The 18,923-nt window shown below is 74.0% G+C and carries 16 protein-coding genes; 7 read left to right on the top strand and 9 right to left on the bottom strand.

From position 1 onward, the window contains the following. Nucleotides 1-5 precede the first annotated feature (5 nt). The 6 genes from J421_RS09040 (at nucleotide 6) to J421_RS09020 (ending at nucleotide 8,552) form a co-directional block, all read left to right on the top strand. Complete coding sequence (locus J421_RS09040) at nucleotides 6-980, top strand: UbiA family prenyltransferase (RefSeq protein WP_025410855.1); 975 nt, start codon at nucleotides 6-8, stop codon at nucleotides 978-980. Continuing rightward, nucleotides 977-3,469: a PEP/pyruvate-binding domain-containing protein gene (locus J421_RS09035; RefSeq protein WP_104022433.1), complete on the top strand. Its 2,493-nt coding sequence runs from the start codon at nucleotides 977-979 to the stop codon at nucleotides 3,467-3,469. The genes J421_RS09040 and J421_RS09035 overlap by 4 nt, the downstream gene beginning before the upstream one ends. Beyond that, nucleotides 3,466-4,581 (top strand): BtaA family protein, encoded by a 1,116-nt coding sequence (locus tag J421_RS09030; protein ID WP_104022432.1) that lies wholly within the window; start codon nucleotides 3,466-3,468, stop codon nucleotides 4,579-4,581. The genes J421_RS09035 and J421_RS09030 overlap by 4 nt, the downstream gene beginning before the upstream one ends. Continuing rightward, complete coding sequence (locus J421_RS09025) at nucleotides 4,578-5,921, top strand: diacylglycerol/polyprenol kinase family protein (protein ID WP_025410854.1); 1,344 nt, start codon at nucleotides 4,578-4,580, stop codon at nucleotides 5,919-5,921. Before J421_RS09030 ends, J421_RS09025 begins: the two co-directional genes overlap by 4 nt. Before the next feature lie 61 nt (nucleotides 5,922-5,982). After that, complete coding sequence (locus tag J421_RS32695) at nucleotides 5,983-7,011, top strand: hypothetical protein (RefSeq protein ID WP_025410853.1); 1,029 nt, start codon at nucleotides 5,983-5,985, stop codon at nucleotides 7,009-7,011. After that, nucleotides 7,008-8,552 carry an AMP-binding protein gene (locus J421_RS09020; RefSeq protein WP_025410852.1) on the top strand — a complete coding sequence of 515 codons (1,545 nt, stop codon included), beginning with the start codon at nucleotides 7,008-7,010 and terminating at the stop codon, nucleotides 8,550-8,552. Before J421_RS32695 ends, J421_RS09020 begins: the two co-directional genes overlap by 4 nt. Before the next feature lie 284 nt (nucleotides 8,553-8,836). On the opposite strand, the gene J421_RS09015 is transcribed toward J421_RS09020, so the two are convergent. The 6 genes from J421_RS09015 to J421_RS08990 all read right to left on the bottom strand — a co-directional run bounded on the left by J421_RS09015 (nucleotide 8,837) and on the right by J421_RS08990 (nucleotide 15,205). Next, the gene (locus J421_RS09015) at nucleotides 8,837-9,670 is read right to left on the bottom strand and encodes a DUF6209 family protein (RefSeq protein ID WP_025410851.1); all 834 of its coding nucleotides are present in this window, start codon (nucleotides 9,668-9,670) and stop codon (nucleotides 8,837-8,839) included. Between the two features lie 26 nt (nucleotides 9,671-9,696). Beyond that, nucleotides 9,697-10,974 (bottom strand): ROK family transcriptional regulator, encoded by a 1,278-nt coding sequence (locus J421_RS09010; RefSeq protein ID WP_025410850.1) that lies wholly within the window; start codon nucleotides 10,972-10,974, stop codon nucleotides 9,697-9,699. A gap of 475 nt (nucleotides 10,975-11,449) precedes the next feature. After that, entirely contained in the window at nucleotides 11,450-12,235 is a 786-nt protein-coding gene (locus J421_RS09005) for a hypothetical protein (RefSeq protein ID WP_025410849.1), read from the bottom strand. 34 nt (nucleotides 12,236-12,269) lie between these two features. Then, entirely contained in the window at nucleotides 12,270-12,857 is a 588-nt protein-coding gene (locus J421_RS09000) for a c-type cytochrome (RefSeq protein WP_025410848.1), read from the bottom strand. Continuing rightward, nucleotides 12,857-14,203: a sulfite dehydrogenase gene (soxC, locus tag J421_RS08995; RefSeq protein ID WP_025410847.1), complete on the bottom strand. Its 1,347-nt coding sequence runs from the start codon at nucleotides 14,201-14,203 to the stop codon at nucleotides 12,857-12,859. The genes J421_RS09000 and soxC overlap by 1 nt, the downstream gene beginning before the upstream one ends. A gap of 21 nt (nucleotides 14,204-14,224) precedes the next feature. Further along, nucleotides 14,225-15,205 (bottom strand): c-type cytochrome, encoded by a 981-nt coding sequence (locus J421_RS08990; protein WP_025410846.1) that lies wholly within the window; start codon nucleotides 15,203-15,205, stop codon nucleotides 14,225-14,227. Nucleotides 15,206-15,301: 96 nt separating this feature from the next. Between J421_RS08990 and J421_RS08985 the strand changes: the two genes are divergently transcribed. Then, on the top strand, nucleotides 15,302-15,958 hold the full coding sequence (locus J421_RS08985) for a hypothetical protein (RefSeq protein WP_025410845.1): 657 nt from the start codon (nucleotides 15,302-15,304) through the stop codon (nucleotides 15,956-15,958). A 284-nt stretch (nucleotides 15,959-16,242) separates the two neighbouring features. Here J421_RS08985 and J421_RS08980 read toward each other — a convergent pair whose 3' ends face one another. The 3 genes from J421_RS08980 to J421_RS08970 all read right to left on the bottom strand — a co-directional run bounded on the left by J421_RS08980 (nucleotide 16,243) and on the right by J421_RS08970 (nucleotide 18,914). Further along, a complete protein-coding gene (locus J421_RS08980; protein ID WP_025410844.1) occupies nucleotides 16,243-17,016 on the bottom strand; it encodes a sulfite exporter TauE/SafE family protein in 774 nt (257 codons plus the stop codon). Between the two features lie 80 nt (nucleotides 17,017-17,096). Next, nucleotides 17,097-17,672: a cupredoxin domain-containing protein gene (locus tag J421_RS08975; RefSeq protein ID WP_025410843.1), complete on the bottom strand. Its 576-nt coding sequence runs from the start codon at nucleotides 17,670-17,672 to the stop codon at nucleotides 17,097-17,099. Nucleotides 17,673-17,882: 210 nt separating this feature from the next. After that, the gene (locus J421_RS08970; protein WP_025410842.1) at nucleotides 17,883-18,914 is read right to left on the bottom strand and encodes a hypothetical protein; all 1,032 of its coding nucleotides are present in this window, start codon (nucleotides 18,912-18,914) and stop codon (nucleotides 17,883-17,885) included. Nucleotides 18,915-18,923: the final 9 nt, after the last annotated feature.

Raw genomic sequence — 18,923 nt, 5'->3', positions numbered from 1 at the left:
GACCGATGGCCGCCCAGACCCCCACCGCCGACCCCACCGAGGGGCGTGCGCCGCAGGGACTCGCCCGCTGGGTCGTCTACCAGCGCGAGCGGTTCCCGGTGCTCGCCCACGGAGCGCTCATCCTCGCGTTCTCCGCTGGGGCGGTGTGCTACTCCGCGCTGCTCCGCGCGCGCGCGCACGGCACTCCGCCGTCGGCCGCCACCGCGTCTTTCGTCGTGGCGTTCGCGAGCTGCTTCCTGTTCTTCTTCCAGCTCCGCGTCTCGGACGAGCTGAAGGACTTCCGCGACGACGCGCGCCACCGGCCGTACCGCCCCGTGCCGCGCCGCCTCGTCACGCTGCGCGAGCTGCGCGGGCTCGGGCTGCTCGCCGCGCTCGTGCAGCTCGGGCTGGCGCTCTGGCTCTCGCCGCGCCTCCTGCTGCCGCTCGCGCTGGCGTGGGCGTTCGTCGCGCTCATGACGAAGGAGTTCTGGCTCCACGCGTGGCTCGCCGACCGGCCGGTGACGGTGCTGTGGACGCACATGCTCGTCATCCCGCTCATCGACCTGTACGCGACGTCGTGCGACTGGCTCGCCGCCGGCGCGGGACGCGACGTCGGCGCCGGCATCGCGTGGTTTCTCGCCGCGAGCTTCGGCAACGGCATGGTCGTCGAGATCGGCCGCAAGCTCCGCGCGCCGCACGACGAGGAGCGCGGCGTGCGTACGTACACCGCCGTCTGGGGCGTGCGACGCGCCGTCGCTGCATGGCTCGGCGTGCTCGCGGCGACGGCCACGTTCGCCACCGTCGCCGCGGCGCACGTCGGCGCGGCGTGGCTCGTCGCGGGGCTGTTAGGCACCCTCGCCGTCGTCGCGGTCGTGCTGGGTGCGCGCCTCGTGTCGGTCCCTTCGCCGGGCGCGGGACGCCGGCTGGAGACGCTCGCCGGGGTCTGGACGATCGCGCTCTACCTCGGCGTCGGCGTCGTCCCGTTCGTCGCGCGGCGATGACGGGCGCGATCGCGCGGGCGGGCTCGGCGGCCGAGATCGGAGGCAAGGCCGCGTCGCTCGCCGCGCTCGCCGCGGCGGGGCTCCCCGTGCCACCCTGGTTCGCGCTCCGCGCCCCCGACGGCACCGACCCCGACGCCCCACTCCCCGAGGCGCTCCGCGACGAGCTGTGCGCCGCGGTGCGCGCGCTCGCGCCGGGCAGCCAGTTGTTGGCCGTCCGCTCCTCCGCCGTCGAGGAGGACGGCGCCGCGCACTCCTTCGCGGGTCAGTTCGAGTCCTACCTGAACGTGTCGCCGGTCGACGTGCCCGAGCGCGTGCGCGACGTGTGGCGTGCCGCGCGCGCCGAGCGCGTCACCGCCTACCGCGCGCAGCACGGCCTCGCGCACGGCACGCTCCCGGCCGCGCTCGTGCAGCGCATGGTGAACGCCGACGCCGCCGGCGTCGCGTTCAGCGCCGACCCGGTGTCCGGTCGGCGCGCGGTCTGCGTCGTGAGCGCGGTGCGCGGGCTCGGCGACCGGCTCGTGAGCGGCGAGGCCGACGCGGATCTCTGGCACGTCGACCGCGCCGGCGCCGTCGTCCACCGCGCGATCGTCGGCGACCGGCCCGCGCTCGACGACGACACCGTGCGGCGCGTCGCCGACCTCGCGCGCGCGGCCGAGCGCCACTTCGGCCGACCGCAGGACGTCGAGTGGGCGATCGAGAGCGGCACGCTGTGGCTGCTCCAGTCGCGCCCCGTCACGTCGCTCGCCGCGCTCCCCGACCCCGACGGCGCGCTCGCCGTGTGGGACGACAGCAACATCGCCGAGAGCTACGGCGGCGTCACCACGCCGCTCACGTACTCGTTCGCGCGCTACGTGTACGAGGCCGTCTATCGCCAGTTCTGCCGCATCGTCGGCGTCCCCGAGCGGCGCATCGACGCCGAGGCGGATGCGCTGCGCGCGATGCTCGGGCTCGTGCGCGGACGCGTCTACTACAACCTCGTGAGCTGGTACCGCATCCTCGCGCTCCTCCCCGGCTACCGGCTCAACCGCCCGTTCATGGAGCAGATGATGGGCGTGAAGGAGGGGCTGCCGGCCGAGGTGGCGGACCGCGTGCCCGCCGCCACGACGCGCGAGCGCCTCGCCGACGCCGTCGCGCTGTTAGGCACCGTGTGGGGGCTCGTGCGCGCGCATGCTCGGCTCGACCGCGACGTCGCGTCGTTCCGGTCGCGTCTCGACGATGCGCTCGGCGGCGTCGACCTCGCGGCCATGCGGCCCGACGAGCTGGTGGCGCACTATCGCGACCTGGAGCGCCGGCTGCTCGCGCGGTGGGACACGCCGCTCGTGAACGACTTCTTCGCGATGATCTTCTACGGCGTGCTGCGCAGGCTGGCCGCGCGCTGGTGCGGCGACGCCGACGAGACCCTGCAGAACGATCTCGTCGCCGGCGAGGGAGCGATCGTCAGCGCCGAGCCGGCGCGTCGCATCGAGCGCATGGCCGCCATCGCCGCGAGCGACCCCGCGGTCGTCGCCGCGCTCTGCGACGCGGCCCCCGACGCCGCGCGTGCCGCCGTCGCCGCGCATCCCGTGCTCGCCGCGGAGCTCGACGACTACCTCGCGACGTTCGGCGACCGTTGCCTCGAGGAGCTGAAGCTGGAGACCGAGACGCTCGGCGACGACCCGCTGCTGCTCGTGCGCTCCGTCGGCCGCCTCGCCCGCGCGCGCGGCGCGCACCCCTCCGACCGCGCGCCGCGTGTCGACGTGCGCGCGGCCGCCGAGGCCCGCGCCGACGACGCGCTGCGCGGCCATCCGGTCAGGCGGGCGATCTTTCGCTGGGTGCTGCGTCGCGCGCGCCGCCGCGTGCGTGACCGCGAGAACCTGCGCTTCGAGCGCACGCGCGTGTTCGGCCGCGTCAGGCGCATCTTCGTCGAGCTGGGAAAGCGCTACGCCGCGCTCGGCGTGCTCGACGAGCCGCGCGACGTCTTCTGGCTCACCGTGGACGAGGCGCTCGGCTGGCCCGGCGCGACGACGGCGAGCGCCGACCTGCGCCCGATCGTCGCCGCCCGCGCTGCGGAGTTCGCGCGCTGGCGCGCCATGCCCGCACCGGCCGGCCGCTTCGACACGCGCGGTCCGGTGCACGTCGGCCACGACTTCCTCGCGCGGCGCGCCGATCCCACGCCGCCGGCATCGTTAGGCGGCGACGAACGGCGCGGCACCGGCTGCCACCCGGGCGTCGTGCGCGGCCGCGTGCGCGTCGTGCGCGACCCGCGCGAGGCGGTCATGGAGCCCGGCGAGATCCTCGTCGCCGAGCGCACCGACCCGGGATGGGTGATGCTCTTCCCCGCCGCGAGCGCGCTGCTCGTCGAGCGCGGCAGCCTGCTCTCGCACTCCGCGATCGTGGCGCGCGAGCTGGGCCTCCCCGCCGTCATCGCGATCGACGGGCTCACGACGTGGCTGCGCACCGGCGACGAGGTGGAGCTCGACGGCCGTACGGGCGAGGTGCGCCGCCTGTGACCACCGACGCCCTCCGCAGCGAGGCCGCGGCGCACGCCGACTTCACGTCCATCCTCCGCTACGCGCAGGTGTGGGAGGACGCCGACATCCTGGTCGAGGGGCTCGCCGTTAGGCCGGGCGACACGGTGCTGTCGATCGCGTCGGCCGGCGACAACACGCTCTCGCTGCTCGCCCAGCGCCCCGCGCGCGTCGTGGCGGTGGACCTCAACCCGGCCCAGCTGGCCGCGCTCGAGCTGCGCGTCGCCGCCTATCGCACGCTGTCGCACGCCGAGCTGCTGGAGCTCGTCGGGTCGCGGCCGAGCGTCGGGCGCGGCACGCTGTACGCCCGCTGTCGCGCGGCGCTGTCACCCGACGCCCGCCGCTTCTGGGATTCGCGCGCCGACGCCGTGGCGCGCGGCATCGGCGCCGCGGGGAAGTTCGAGAACTACTTCCGCATCTTCCGCGAGCGCGTGCTCCCGCTCGTGCATCGCCGCGCGACGGTGGAGGCGGCGCTCGCTCCCCGCGACCCTGCCGCGCGCCGCGCGTTCCACGACGACCGCTGGGACACGTGGCGCTGGCGGCTGCTCTTCCGGATGTTCTTCTCCGAGACGGTGCTCGGGCGACTCGGCCGCGACCCGAGCTTCTTCCGCTACGCCGAGCGCAGCCCCGCCGAGCACCTGCGAGACCGCGTGCGCCACGCGCTCGTCGACCTCGACCCGTCGGAGAACCCGTACGTCGCGTGGATCCTCACCGGCGAGCACCGCGCGGCGCTTCCGCACGCGCTGCGCGCGGAGCATTTCGACGCCATTCGCGACCATCTCGACCGGTTGGAGTGGCACTGCGAGCCGCTCGAGACGCTCGCCGACCGCGGCGTCATCGACGGCTTCGACCGCGCGAACCTGAGCAACATCTTCGAGTACGTGTCGGTGCCGAACGCCACCGCGCTCCTCGAGCGGCTGTGCGACGCGGCGACCCCCGGGGCGCGCCTCGCGTACTGGAACCTGCTCGTGCCGCGCCACGGCGCCGAGTACCTGCCGCGCCGGCTCCGAGCGCTCCCCGACGCGCGCCGGCTGCACGACGCCGACAAGACGTTCTTCTACGGCGACTTCGTGCTCGAGGAGGTCGTCGCGTGATCGCGGCGCCCGCGCCGTGGATCGGCGTCGGCATCCTCGTCGTCGCGCTCGTCGCGATGCTCGTGGTGCTGCGCGCCGTGCGCGCGCGCTGGGCGCCGCACCCGGAGGTCATGCGCAAGACGGCGCACGTCGGCCTCGGGCTCGCGACGCTCTCCTTCCCCTGGCTGTTCAGCGACGTGTGGCCGGTGCTGCTGCTCGGCGCGGTCGCCGTGTGCACGCTGCTCGCGCTGCGCTACGTGCCCGCGCTCCGCACGCAGGTCGGTGGCGTGGTGCACGGCGTCGACCGCGCGTCGCTCGGCGACCTGTACTTCCCCGTCGCGGCGACGGGGCTGTTCGTGCTCGCGCGCGGCGACCGGATCCTGTACACGGTGCCGATCCTCACCCTCGCGTTCGCCGACGCGGTGGCGGCGCTCGTCGGCGTGCGCTACGGCCAGCACCGCTTCGAGGGTGCCGACGGCGGCAAGAGCGCCGAGGGATCGATCGCGTTCTTCCTCGTCGCGTTCCTCGCCACGCATCTCCCGCTGTTGCTCTTCACGACCGTCGGCCGCGCGGAGTCGGTGTTCATCGGCCTCACGTTCGGCGTGCTCGTGATGCTGCTCGAGGCGGTCGCGTGGCGCGGGCTCGACAACCTGTTCATCCCGTTCGGCGGCTTCCTGCTGCTGCGCGCATCGATCGCGCTCGACGCGGCGGCGCTCGCGCGTCGGTTCGCCGTGACGGTCGCGCTGCTCGTGCTCGTGCTCGGGCTCCGCCGCCGCCGCACGCTCACCGATTCGGCGATGCTCGCCGGCGTGCTCGTGGGATACGTCGCGTGGTCGGTCGGCGGATGGCGCTGGCTCGTGCCGCCGTCGGTGCTGCTCGTCGCGTACACCATCGCGTGGCCGCGCCACCATCAGATCCGCGAGCGGCCACACGACATCATCGCGCTGTTCTCGGTGACGTCGTGCGGCATGCTCTGGCTGCTGCTCGCCGTCGTGCTGCGGCGCCCCGACTTCTACTTCCCGTACACGCTCGTCTTCGCCGCGAACCTCTGCTTCATCGGCGTCACCTGGTGGCGCGACTTCCGCCGCAGCGCGTCGCGGTGGCGCGTCGTGCTCGCCACCGCCACGGTCGCGTGGGCCGTCGTGCTCACGCCGTACGTCGTCGTGACCGGGCCCGCGCACTCGGTGCTGTTCGACGCGGTCGCCGGCTACGCGGCGCTCGTCGCGGGCGCGATCGCGTTCACGCTCGCGGTGCCCGACCTGCAGGGGCGCAAGAACCACGAGTATCCGTGGGCCCGCCAGGCGCTGCTCGGACTCGGTGCGTCGGCGTTCGGCCTGGTCATGACGGAGCTGGGGCGATGACGCACGGTGCACGACGCCACGTCCTTCGCGTTTCAATGGGGAACGACGCACGGGCGCACCGATGACGCGACCGTTCTCGATCATGCGGTTGGACCCGAGCGAGCTCGCCGCCGAGCCCGCGCCGCCGGAGTGGCCCGCGCCTGACGTCGACGACATCGCGCGCCAGGCGCCCGATGCGAGCCTCGTCGTGCGTGCGGGTGCCGCGCTCCGCGCGCGCTGCTCGCTCTGGTGGACCGACGCGCCGCCGTACGAGGCGCACCGCGTCGGCGCCATCGGCCACTTCGGCGCGGCGGACGCGGAAGCCGCGCGGCTGCTGCTCGATGCCGCGTGCGACGCGCTCGCGGCGCGCGGCTGCACGCTCGCCGTCGGTCCGATGGACGGCAACACCTGGCGGCGCTATCGCCTCGTCACCGAGCGCGGCGACGAGCCGCCGTTCTTCCTCGAGCCCACGAACCCCGACGCGTGGCCCGCGTGGTTCGAGGCGGCCGGGTTCGCGCCGCTCGCGCAGTACACCTCCGCGCTCGCCACCGACCTCACGCGCCCCGACCCGCGCGCCGAGGCGGCGGCCGAGCGTCTGACGGCGTCGGGCGTGACCGTCAGGCCGGTCGACCTCGCACGGTTCGACGACGAGCTGCGGGCGATCTACTCCGTCGCCGCGGTGAGCTTCCGCGCGAACCTGCTGTACACGCCGATCGCCGAGCGCGAGTTCGCCGCGCAGTACCAGGCGGTGCGCCGGCTGGTGCGCCCCGAGCTGGCGCTCCTCGCCGAGCACGAGGAACGCGCGGTCGGCTTCGCGTTCAGCATCCCCGACGCGCTCGAGGTGGCGCGCGGCGAGCCGCCGCGCACCGTCATCGTGAAGACCGTCGCCGTGCTGCCGGAGCGCGAGCGCTACGGCGGGCTCGGTGGATGGATGGTGCACCGCACGCATCGCACGGCCGCCGCGCTGGGCTTCACACGGGCCATCCACGCGCTGATGCACGAGACGAACGCCGCGTCGCAGTCGGTGAGCGCGCGCACCGGCGCCACCATGCGCCGCTACACGCTGTTCGCGCGCGCGCTCGCGAGCGCGCGCGCTGGCGTGCCGCGGTGAACGTCGCCGAGCTGCTCGCCGGACCGGTGGCCGAGCGCCCCGACGCGCCGGCGCTCGTCGAACGCGTAGGCGGGCGCACGCGCGCGACGACGTTCGCCGCGCTCGACGCCGCGGCGCGCGCGACGGCGGCGCTGCTCGTCGCGCGCGGCGTGCGCGCCGGCGACGCGGTGCTGTTCTTCGCGCCGCCGAGCGTGGAGCTGTACGCGGCGCTCGCTGCGGTCTTCCGCGTCGGCGCGGTGGCGATGTTCGTCGAGCCGTCGGCCGGCCGCGGGGTGCTCGACGCGGCGTGCGCGATGTGGCCGCCCGCCGCGCTCGTCGCGAGCCGCAAGGCGCACCTGCTGCGGCTCGTCAGCCGCGCGATACGGCGCATTCCCGTGAAGCTCGTCACGCGGGGGTGGGTGCCAAGCGCCGCACGCCTCCCGTTAGGCGGCGCCGACGCGCCGCTGCATCCGTGCGACGCCGACGCGCCCGCGCTGCTCACGTTCACGAGCGGCAGCACCGGCACGCCGAAGGCCGCGGTGCGCACGCACGGCATCCTGCGCGCGCAGCTCGACGCGCTGCGGCCGCTCGCCGCGCGCGCGGGGGAGCGCGAGCTCGTGAGCCTGCCGATCGTGGTGCTCGTGAACCTCGCGGCCGGCGCCACGACCGTGCTCCCCGACGCCGACCTGCGACGTCCCGGCGCGATCGACCCGGCACCGGTGCTCGCGCAGCTCGCCGAGCACGACGTGGGCCGCGTGACCGCGTCGCCCGCGTTCCTCGAGCGTCTCGTCGACGCGTCCACCGACGGGGCGCTCGCTCGGTTGGCGTCGGTCGTCACCGGCGGTGGGCCGGTGTTTCCGGACCTCGTGGCGCGCGTGAAGCGCGCCGCCCGCGACGCGCGGATCGTCGCCGTGTACGGCTCCACGGAGGCCGAGCCGATCGCCCACGTGCGCGACGACGAGCTGTCGCCCGACGATCACGCGGCGACGCGCGCCGGCCGCGGGCTGCTCGCCGGGACGCCCGACGCGTGCGTGTCGCTGCGCATCATACACGCGCGTCCGGACGCGCCGCTCGGACCGTTAGGCGCCGCGGAGCTGGAGGCGCTGCGGTGCGCGCCCGGCGAGCCGGGCGAGATCGTCGTCGCCGGCGCGCACGTCGTGCGCGGCTACCTGCGCGGCATCGGCGACGCCGAGACGAAGGTGCGCGTCGACGACGTCGTGTGGCATCGCACCGGCGACGCCGGCTATCTCGACGAGCGCGGACGCCTGTGGCTCCTCGGCCGCGCGGCCGCCGCGATCGTCGACGCGCGCGGCACGCTGTACCCGTTCGCCGCCGAAGCGGCCGCCCGCGCGATGCTCGGCCCGCGCCGCGTCGCCGTCGTCGCGCACCACGGTCGCCGCGTCCTCGTCGTCGAGCGTGGCGCCGACGTCGACGTGCCGACGCTGTTGGGCGCCCTCTCCTGGGCCCACCTCGACGACGTCGCGAGCGTCGACACCATGCCGACCGACCGTCGGCACAACGCGAAGATCGACTACGCGGCGGTGCGGGCGATGTTGCGGTAGTGTCTCACGCGGAGCACGCGGAGAACTGCCTTGGCTGTGTGAATGAACCGCAGAGGACGCAGAGGGCCGCAGAGGACTGCCCTCTTGATTTGAACCACAGAGGACACGGAGGACACGGAGGAGAACCACTTCGATTGTTGGTTTCCTCTGTGTCCTCCGTGTCCTCTGTGGTTCAATATCAAGAAAGGCAGGAAGAGGCAGTCCTCTGCGGCCCTCCGCGTCCTCTGCGGTTCAATTCGAAGCGGCCGAGCCGCAGTCCTCGCCGACCTCCGCGTGAGATCCGATCAGCCGCTGACTGCGTCGGTCGCCAGGAAGCACCGATGCAGCACGCCGTCGGTGACGATGCGGTCGCCGACCTGGCAGTAGAGCCGATACTGCACGCTGCGCACGTCGGGGCGCGGCGTCACCGAGCCGGGCGTGGCGACGGAGCCCTGGTAGAGCACCCCGTCGAGCACGAAGAGGTCGTGATCCGCGTCCGACGGGCCGGCGCGGCGCAGCGGCAGCGTGTCGCCGTGGATCAGCGTCGCCTGGGCGTCGAAGAAGTGCACGTCCACCCACACGCCGTCCGGGTCCACCGGACGACGCACGCGCGCCGCGACGTGGAGGCTCGTCTGCAGGCTCGTCGAGTTCGACGGGTAGCCGGGACGGCTCTCGAACGCGTTCTCCTTCACCGCCGCGTCCTCGGCCACCGTGATGAGCGCCGCGTCGACCGTCGCGCCGGCGCGCGCGTGCAGCGAGTCCGTCGGACGCGGCCGCGGACGCACGACCTCGAAGCGGTAGTTCTCGCCGAACCGACTGTCCCAGACCGTCTCGCCGTCCGCGTCGACGCACTGGAACCACAGCTCCACCTGATCCGTCTCCGGCGGCACCGCGATCTCGGCGGCGACCGCCGTGGTGCGCGGCGCCCGCCGCTCGCGCAGTGTCGCGTGCCGGATCTGGCCACCGGGAAGGAAGCGCGCGTAGCCGACGATCTCCTTCGCCGACGCCCGGAAGCGCGACGGCTCGTAGCGCACGACGAGGGAGCCGCCCGCGGTGATGTCGCCGTGCTGCAGCTCGCGCCATCCGTCGAGGAACGCGAGCACGGCGGCGTCGGGGACGGTCGGATTTCGTGCGGACATCTCTACTCCGGGAATGAGGCTCGAGCTCAGGCGACGGGCGGTGCGGCGAACGTCGGCGCCGCGACCAGGGCGACCGCGCCCAACAGTCGGTATTCGGCCGGGCGGCGGTCCGGCAGGACCGGCGTGAGGCGCGCCGCCTCGGTGAGCGTCCCCTCGGTCAGCGCCTGGCGCAGCGGGCCCTCGATGAAGGCCCAGCCCGCCGTGATCTCGCCGCCGACGTAGATGCGCCCCGGGTTGAACGCGCTCACGACGGACGCGAGCCCGCGCCCGATGTACCAGCCGGTCTCGGCCAGCGCCCAGATCGCCTCCTCCTCCCCACGCCCCGCGCGCCCGACGATCTCCTCGACCGTCGTGGGGCGGGCGTACGCATCGGCGCTCAGCGTCGCGTCGCTCCACCGCTCGCCGGCGGCGCGGCGGGCCCGTCGGTGCATCACGCGCTCCACGTACCGCTCCACCGTCATCGCGTTGCACGTGAACGACTCCCAGCACCCGCGCTTGCCGCACACGCACGTCGGGCCGTGTGGATCGAGCAGCACGTGACCGAACTCGCCGGCGGTGTGCGCCTCGCCCCGCAATGCCTCCCCGTTCGCCACGAGCCCCACGCCGACCCCCTCGGAGATGCTGACATACGCGAAGTTGCGCACGGCTGCCGTCTCCTCCGGTGCGAGCCAGAGTCGCGCCAGCGCGCACGCGATCGGGGCGTTCTCGAGGTACACCGGCAATCCGAGCCGTCGGGAGAGCGGCGCGCAGAGATCCACGTCACGCCAGCGCAGCCGCGGCGCGTACAGCACGCGGCCGGTGCGTCCGTCGACCATCCCCGGCACGACGATCGCCACGCCGCGCCGCTCGCCGTGGCCGGCGCCGAGGCCGCCGGCCGGCGGCGGGTGCAGCACCGGGATGCGCTCGGCCAGCTCGTCGATGAGCGCCTCGGGGGTGTCGGGCGTCGCGAACGTGTCGCGCGCGAGCACCTGCCCGGAGAAGTCGGCGAGCGCGATCGTCGTGTCCGTCGAGCGGACGTCGACCGCGATGGCGAGCTGCGCGTTCGTGCGCACGCGCAGGAGCGTCGGGCGTCGCCCGAGCCCGTGCGTGCCCGAGTCGTCCACGCTCTCGTAGATCGAGCCCGACGCGACGAGCTCGCGTACGATGAGCGTCAGCGCGGAACGCGCGACCTCCATGCGCCGCGCGAGATCCGCCCGCGAGATCGGCTGCTGCTCGCGGATCAGGTTCAGCACGATCTGGCGGTTGACCTCGCGCGAGGTCGAGCGGCTGGCCCGGTGGAAGTTGCGAGTGTTGATCTTCCGCATTCAGCGCTCCTCCGTCTCACGGCGGACGTGCCTCGGACTCTCGGAACTCCCCATCAGCGTTTCCTCCCTCCTGCGCGAGCCCCCCGAACCTCCGACACCCCACACGACGACGCCCCCGCATCCGGACCGGAGCGGGGGCGCGATTGCAGAGCGGTGTCTCACTCAGCGCATTCGCATCCGCGTCCGGTCACGCGCGACTCCGAGAAGGGAGGCACGGGTCGGAAGCGGCTGATTTACGAAGCGACGGGTGCGGAGCATGGTCGGGGAGCCGTGGTGACGCGGCGGACCGAATGCCGGCTGCTTCGCGAATGTACGCCGCCGCACCGGGTCCGTCAATCTTCCGTGTGCCCGAAACGCAGAACGTCTGAATCGTGGAACGCTCCAAGATGGGCCATTACGCGATCGTGACATCCGTTCCGTGCACGTACGGCAGAAATCGCCGTACACCCTCGCGCTCGCTATCCCGGCGGTCGCGTCACGGCGCCTGCGATGCCGCGAGCACCGTCGCCGCGCGGTGGAAGAACGCGCGCACGGCGCCGGCCTGCTGACCGAGGGGCAGCGGCCCGACCGCGTCCGCCGACCGACCGAGCTCCCCCGCGACGCCTCCGGGCCCGTCGGGAACCGCGGCGAGCAGGCGCGCGGCGTGGGCAAACGCGGCGTGCGCGTGCCCGGCATCGGCGTAGTCGGCCGTCGCGGCGTCGCCGGCCGGGACGAGGAGCTGCTCGCCGTGCCACCGCATGAGATCGAGCGTCTCCCGCAACCGCTCGCCCCGCCCCGCGGTCGCCTCCTCGAGCGCCGCGGCGAGCAGGCGGATCCCCTCGGCCACCGACTCGCGCCGCGCCAGCCCATCGACCGCGCCGTCGCGCTGCCGTGCCTCCCAGTCGGCGAAGCGGTTCGCCGCCACCGCGTCCAGCGCCACCGCGTCCAGCGCGACCTCGCCCCCCGACGCTACGGCGATCGGGGCCCCGGCTACCTGCCCCGAGGGCACGTCCTCGTCGGACGAGGCGGCGGGAAGCAGCACGACCAGCGGCGTCACGAGCACCCACAGCCACGGCGCGAGCCGACGCCGCCGCGGCGGCGAGGGCGCCGCGCGCGGCACGACGAGGGCCCGCGCGCGCGCTCCGAGCGCGGGAGACCGGAGCACCCGCACCACCGAGCCGGACGCACGCTCCACGTGGCCGGGCAGACCACCGTTCCGCGCCATCTCGCCGACCTCCGACGACTGCTCCGCGAACCACGACGCCGCTCGCCCGTTGCGCAAGCGTCGCGCCGGTGACGCGTCGCGCGGCCGTCGGTCAGCGCACCGTCGCCCCCTTCCGGTCGTCGGGGACGAAGTGTCGGCGCGCGGGCATCACCACGCGGGGCAGCGAGCGCGCGTCCATCACGGCGTCGCCGGGGATCACGTGGTTCTCCGCCAGGAGATACGCGACCACGGCGTACGTCTCGTCGGGGGTCAGCGATCCGGGCTGCGTGTACGGCATCGCGTGGCGCACGTAGTCGTAGAGCGTCGTCGCGTACGGCCAGTAGTTGCCCACCGTCTTCGCGATCTTGAAGTCGCGATCGAACGGGAACGAGTCGCGCGTCACCGGGTCGAGCGCCGCCGGCTGCACGAGCTTCGGGAAGGCGCCCTGCCCCTCGCCCTTCGCGCCGTGGCAGCTCGCGCACTTCGCCGCGTACACCTGCGCGCCCTCGGCCGCGGTGCCGCGCCCCGCGGGCAGCCCGTGGCCCGTGGTGTCGACGTCGATGTCCCACGCGGCGACTTCCTGCGCCGTCGCCGCGCGTCCCACGCCGTAGCGCTCGGCCGCGGGCGAGGCGTCGCGCGCGCACGCCACCGGTGCGACCGCCGCGAGCGCGGCGAGGTGCCTAACGATGCGGGCGCGCATCAGCTCACCCCGTAGAACACGTGTCCGTCGGCCGTCACGTCCCACGCCCGGATGTGGTTGTAGTGGTAGTCGGTGCCGGGCCCGCGCACGCGCCGGAACTCGGCGAGCGTGGGCTGCGTGTAGCCCGTCTCGTCGACGGCGCGGCTCATGAGGCGCGTGGCGCGCCCGTCCCATCGCCACATGTGGCTGAAGCGCGTGTACGCCTTCGGCAGCACGGGCCCCTGCAGCTCGGCGGCGGCCCACGAGCGGCCGCCGTCGGTGCTCACCTCGACCCGCGTGATGCGTCCGCGCCCCGACCAGGCGAGCCCCGTGATCTGCCACCAGCCGGGGCCCGCGAGCCGCTCGGGATACGCCGGCGACGTGATGATCGACTTCGCGTCCATCTCGAAGCTGAACTGCCGCGACGTGCCGTTAGGCAGCGGGTCGGTGTACTTCGCGGTCTCGTTGCGCGTCATGCTCGGCACCGTCTTCACCTCGAGGCGCCGCAGCCACTTGATGCACATGTTGCCCTCGAACCCCGGGAGCAGGAGCCGCACCGGGTAGCCGTTCGCCGCGCGCAGCGCTTCGCCGTTCTGCGCGTAGGCGACGATCGCGTCGTCGAGCAGCTTCGCCATCGGCACCGAGCGCGTGAGCATGGACGCGTCGCCGCCCTCGGCGAGCACCCACGACGCCCCGCGCTGCACGCCCACCTCGCGCAGCAGCACCGACGCCGGGACGCCCGTCCACTCGCTGTTGCTCGACATGCCGTCGACGTCCTGCGGCGTCATCTCGCGCTTCGGCGTGCGGTACGCGGCGCGGCCGTTCCCCGAGCACTCCACGAAGCAGGTGCGCGTCACGCTCGGCAGGCGCTTGAGGTCCGCGAGCGTGAACATGGTCGGGCGGTCGACGAGGCCGTGCACGAGCAGCTCCCATCGCGCCGGGTCGATGATGGCGACGCCGGCGTGGTGGCGCTGGAAGTGGAGGTCCGACGGCGTGATGGTGCCGGCGAGCGCCTGCAGCGGCGTGTTCGCCGCGCCGGTCGTCACGCCGGTCGGCGCGAGCGCGGGCGTCTCGAACGGCGAGCGCGGTCCCAGCGCCTCCGACGGCGGGCCGGGCACCTTCGTGGGATCGGGCGGCGCCTGCGGCGGTCCGGGCGGCCCGGCGTTCGGCGCCGGCTCGCTCGGCTGCGCGGCGCGCGCCGCCTCCGACACCGCGCCGGCCTTCGCGTTGGGCTGCGCGGTGGCTGCGTTAGGCGCGTTAGGCGGCTGCGTCCATGCGCCGAGCACCGCGCCGCCGGCGGCGGCGGCGGCGCCGCCGAGGAGCGCGCGTCGGGAGAGGGGCGGAGGGGATCCGTCCTGGTCAGGCATCGGAGACTGTGCGGAGGGGGGTCAGAGCGTCGCCGCGCGCGGCGGACGGGGCACGATGGCGCCGTCGGCGTTCGTGCGCGGCAGGACGGGCGGGGGACGGTGGGCCTTGTGGCCCGACTTCGTGTCGTACGGCACGTCGTTAGGCGCGCCGCCGGCGGGCCAGTCGAGCTCCTTCCCCGGCGAGTCGGGGCGCGCGTGCGCGTTCACGTACGCCGCCACGTCGAACGCTTCCTGGGGCGTGAGCGTCTTGCCCGCGCCGAACGGCATGTTGTGCCAGATGAACGTCGCCGCGCGCTCCTCGCGCGCCATCGACGCCCCGACGCTGTACGACTTGGCGCCCCACAGCGCCGGCACGCCGGGCGGGATCGCGGGGTTGCCCGCCCCGTCGGCGCCGTGGCACGCGGCGCACTTGCCGCGGAAGACGGACGCGCCGCGCAGCGTGTCGCCGACGAGCGTGTCCTTCATCGCCACCAGGCCGCCGGCGCCGGGCAGCTTCGCGCCGACCGGCACGCCGCGCGAGATGAACGCGAGGTACGCGAGGATGTCGCTCATCTCGCGGCTCTCCACCGGCAGCCGCCGCCCGGCGAGCGACCGCGTGAAGCAGTAGTTCACGCGGTCGGCGAGCGTGATCGTCGCCCCGGTGCGCTCCATGTACTTCGGGAAGCGCGCGTGCGAGCCGGCGAGCGGTGCCGCGTCGACGTTCCGTCCGCCGTCCAGGTGACAGTTGCGGCACGCGATGCGTCCCGGCGCGTAGTGCGGCAGGCTGTCCGGCGTGTGCTGCAGCAGCGCGAGCCCGCGCCGGATCGACGCGCCGAGCGAGTCGGTCGGGATCTCGGAGTCGGCGGGGGCGCGCCACGCCGCCGGATCGAACGACGCCGCCCGCACCTCGGTCGCGGCCGGCCGGTCGGCGCCGCCCTTCGCCGCGGGCGCGTCGCCGGGCTCGCCTGCCCGACAGGCGGCGAGCGACGCGACGACGAGCGCGGCGACGAGGTGGCGCGGCATGCGGCGAAAGTACACGGGGGAACGCGCGCCGGCGAGCGGGCTTGCCGTCGCTCCCCGGAGAATGTCTCTTCGACGCGACCCAGGCCGGGAGGAGACATGCGACACGTCGACGAAGGAATTCCGCGCCGTGGCTTTCTCGGACGACTCACGCTCGCGGCCGCGGCGCTCGCCGCGCGCCCGGCCGGTGCGCAGCCGCGCGCCATGGCCGACGAGGCGTGGCTGCGCGGACTGACGGCGAAGCACCGCACGGTGTTCGACATCCCGTCGCACAACAACGGGCGCGCGCTGATGCAGGCGGCGAACTTCCTCGACGCGTACGAGCGCGACTACGCGGCGTCGCCGCACGACGTGAACCTCGTGCTCGGCTTCCACGGCACGTCGCTGCCGCTCGTGCTCTCCGACGCGATGTGGTCGAAGTACCGGCTCGGCGAGCAGTACACGATCGCCGACCCGCAGAGCCAGAGCGCCTCGACGCGCAACCTGTTCACCGCGGCGAACGGCGGCGCGCGCATGCCGGTGACCGCGGCACAGACGGTCGAAGCGCTGCAGAAGCGCGGCGTGCTGTTCCTCGCGTGCAACAACACGATCATCAACACGTCGCGCCGACTCGCCGCCGCGGGACTCGGCGCCGAGCCCGCGATCCGCCAGGACCTCGCGGGCGGGCTGCTGCCGGACGTGGTGCTCGTGCCGGATCTCTACATCGCCATCGGGCACATGCAGGAGCGAGGGATCTCGTACCTGCAGGTCGGCTGATCGGTCTCACGCGGAGCCGCGGAGAACGCCGGGGAACTGCCTTGGCGGTGTGAACGAACCGCAGAGGGCCGCAGAGGGCCGCAGAGAACGGCAACTGCTTCAACTGCTTTCTTACCACAGAGGACACAGAGGACGCAGAGAAACCACCTTTCTTGAAGGGTTTTCCTCCGTGTCCTCAGTGTCCTCTGTGGTTCAATTCAAAGAGGGAGTCCTCTGCGGCCCTCTGCGGCCCTCTGCGGTCGAAAGGTGTTCTCCGCGTTCTCCGCGTCTCCGCGTGCGCCAAGTCAGCCCCCGAACGCGCCGCGGTTCTGCCACACGACGAGCGCGCCGAGGAGCACGAGAAACACGCCGAACGCGCGGCGCAGCGTGAGCGCGGGGATGTGGCGCACGAGGCGCGTGCCGATCACGATGCCGACGATCGCCACGGCGGTGAACGCGGCGACGAGCGGCCATGGGACGTGCACGCGCCCCGCGTAGCCCGCGTAGCCCGACGCGGAGTTCATGGCGATGACGACGAGCGACGTGCCCACGGCCTGCTTCATCGGCACGTGCGCGAGCACGACGAGCGCGGGGACGATGAGGAATCCGCCGCCGATGCCGACGAGCCCCGTGAGGAAGCCGACGCCGAGCCCCACGGCGTAGACGAGCGGACGCACGTGCGCCGATCCATCCACGGCGTCGACCGCTTCGGCGTCGCGCAGCGCGCGCGGACGGCGCAGCATCGACGCCGCCGCGGCGAGCATCACGGCGCCGAGCAGCAGCAGCTGGAGCGGTCCCCGCACGCGCGCGGCGAATCGCGCACCGGTGAACGAGCCGAGCATCGCCACCACGCCGAACAGCAGCGCGACGCGCAGGTTCACGTTCCCCTCGCGCCAGTGGCGCACGGCGCCGACGAGGCTCGTCGTGCCGACGACCGGAAGGCTCATCGCGATCGCCGGCTTCGCCGCGTAGCCGAGGACGTAGACGAACACCGGGACCGTGAGGATCGACCCGCCGCCGCCGAGGAGGCCGAGCGACAGGCCGATGAGCGCCGCGAGGGCGAGTCCGAGAGCGAGCATCGCGGCGGAACTTATCGCGCGCGCCCGGCATCACCAGACGCGCGCGTGCCTAACGGTGTGCCGCGCTCACGGGCGCGCGCTCACGAGCGCGGGCGAATGTGCACGGTGGTGCGCATCCACGGGTGGATGCAGCACTGATACAGCTCCGTCCCCACCTCGTCCGGCGTATCGGGGAAGCTGCCGCCCGGCCGCACGTCCGCGCTCGCCGGCAGCGCGAGACACTCCGGCGCGGGAATCGGGTTGCCGGACAGGTCGTTCAGCAGCTGCAGGCGGCCGCCGCCGAAGTGTGCCACCTCGGTGAACGTGTGCACCTCGCCGCCGCGGTTCACGGCGAGCAGCGTCGTGCCGAGCGGGATCGTCACCTCGCCCGGCTCGAAGCGCCACGCCTGCGCGGCGCCCGTCCGCTGGATCTCGGCGATGAAGTCGGGGAGCGTCACCCCGCGCTCGGGGCGAATGCAGGTGCCGGCGCCGAGCGTGTTGAACGTCAGCGCGTCGCACCGGTCGAACATCTGGATCGGCTGCTGCTTCACCTTCGCCGCTGCGAGACTCGCGGCCGCGGGCGTGCGTGCGCCCGGCCCCGTCGTGTCGGGGTGATCGGCGCACGCCTGGGCGGCGAGCAGGATGACGGAGAGCATGATCGTGCGTGAGCGGCGCATCGGAGAACCTCGCAGGTCGAGAGCACGTTGCGCGGGCGGACGGTCGCCGCGAGCCGCGCGGGGCGCGGTCCCGATCGTCGGGCCTCTGCGCTCCCGTCGGCTGAAACGCGCAACGCGCGCCGCCCAGGACATCGGGTGGCGCGCGTCGCGAGCGGATCTCGACGTGCGGTGCTGCGACTCGATGCGCGTCAGCAGCGCATCAACTGCACGTCAGCTGCACGACGGGCGGCCGCGCGGCAGCGCGATCGTGCAGTTCTTCGTCGTGCCGTCCTGTGTGATCGTGAGCTTCGCCGTCGCCGAGCCGTCGTACGTGATCACCTCGCGGCGCGTCGTCGACTGCGCGGCCTGGCCGGTGAACGTCACCGTCGCCGACATGGCGCGGATCACCGTGCCCGCCGTCGGATACGGACGCGTGTTCGTCGACGTCGCGACGGGGATGACGAGCCCGCGCGTCGTGTCGCCGGTGGCGCGCGTCGACGTGAACGCGCCGGCCGAGCTCTGGCCCGTCGTCGACTCGCGACCCGCGGCGGTCGCGTTCACGGTGCGCTGCGTGCTGCCCGTCGCGAGGCCGGACACCACGCGGTCACTCGACTCGTTCACCGTCGTCGACGCGCTCGTGATGGTCACGCGCGAGGAGTCGGGCCCGCGGCCGAGACCGAAGAAGCCCGGGCCGCCGTGTCCGTGCCCGTCGCGACCGCGCCCGGAGTCGGCGGTGAACGTCGTCGTCCCGGTCACCGTGCGGTGCTCCGAGATGGAGTTCGTCGTCGCGGTGTCGTACGCCGCCTGCGGCGAGCCGGCGGCGTTCTTGAACTGGATCGTGCGCGCGATCGTGAGGCCGTTGCGCGTCTCGCTCGGGCAGGTGACGACGCCGGTCGTCGCGCTGTAGGTGCCGCCGGTGCACGTCGCCGCGACGCCGAACGGCCCGCCGTGCGGCCCGTGGCCGGGTCCGCCGCCGAACGCGAAGAACACCTCGCCGACGTAATCGGCGCCGAGGCCGCCGCCGAGCAGGCTGCCGATGCCGAGGGCGTTGCGCCCCGGGCCACCCGGGCCGGGGATCCACGCCGCCTGCGTCGCGCCGGACGCGAAGCTGGTGGAGAGCTGATCCATGCCCGGCGAGAGCGTCGTCAGGGCGTTCGCGAGAAAGTCGCTGGTGCTCGCGCTGGGCGAGGTGGCCGACTCGCCGCACGCCGCGGCGGCGAGCACGAGGGCGCCGGCCACGGCGCGCGAAGTGGTGCGGTTCATGGGCTGGTT

Origin of the sequence: Gemmatirosa kalamazoonensis (assembly GCF_000522985.1) — a bacterium.
Lineage (GTDB): Bacteria > Gemmatimonadota > Gemmatimonadetes > Gemmatimonadales > Gemmatimonadaceae > Gemmatirosa > Gemmatirosa kalamazoonensis.
Note: the sequence above shows the minus strand (reverse complement) of the source record. Positions and strands in the feature narration are given on the sequence as shown.

Bases quoted from the DNA above. Each gene is read 5' to 3' on its own strand.
- J421_RS09015 (WP_025410851.1), bottom strand. From the start codon at position 9,670: ATGTCCGCACGAAATCCGACCGTCCCCGACGCCGCCGTGCTCGCGTTC.
- J421_RS09010 (WP_025410850.1), bottom strand. From the start codon at position 10,974: ATGCGGAAGATCAACACTCGCAACTTCCACCGGGCCAGCCGCTCGACC.
- J421_RS08970 (WP_025410842.1), bottom strand. From the start codon at position 18,914: ATGAACCGCACCACTTCGCGCGCCGTGGCCGGCGCCCTCGTGCTCGCC.
- J421_RS08990 (WP_025410846.1), bottom strand. From the start codon at position 15,205: ATGCCGCGCCACCTCGTCGCCGCGCTCGTCGTCGCGTCGCTCGCCGCC.
- soxC (WP_025410847.1), bottom strand. From the start codon at position 14,203: ATGCCTGACCAGGACGGATCCCCTCCGCCCCTCTCCCGACGCGCGCTC.
- J421_RS08985 (WP_025410845.1), top strand. From the start codon at position 15,302: ATGCGACACGTCGACGAAGGAATTCCGCGCCGTGGCTTTCTCGGACGA.
- J421_RS09040 (WP_025410855.1), top strand. From the start codon at position 6: ATGGCCGCCCAGACCCCCACCGCCGACCCCACCGAGGGGCGTGCGCCG.
- J421_RS32695 (WP_025410853.1), top strand. From the start codon at position 5,983: ATGACGCGACCGTTCTCGATCATGCGGTTGGACCCGAGCGAGCTCGCC.
- J421_RS09000 (WP_025410848.1), bottom strand. From the start codon at position 12,857: ATGCGCGCCCGCATCGTTAGGCACCTCGCCGCGCTCGCGGCGGTCGCA.
- J421_RS08980 (WP_025410844.1), bottom strand. From the start codon at position 17,016: ATGCTCGCTCTCGGACTCGCCCTCGCGGCGCTCATCGGCCTGTCGCTC.
- J421_RS08975 (WP_025410843.1), bottom strand. From the start codon at position 17,672: ATGCGCCGCTCACGCACGATCATGCTCTCCGTCATCCTGCTCGCCGCC.
- J421_RS09035 (WP_104022433.1), top strand. From the start codon at position 977: ATGACGGGCGCGATCGCGCGGGCGGGCTCGGCGGCCGAGATCGGAGGC.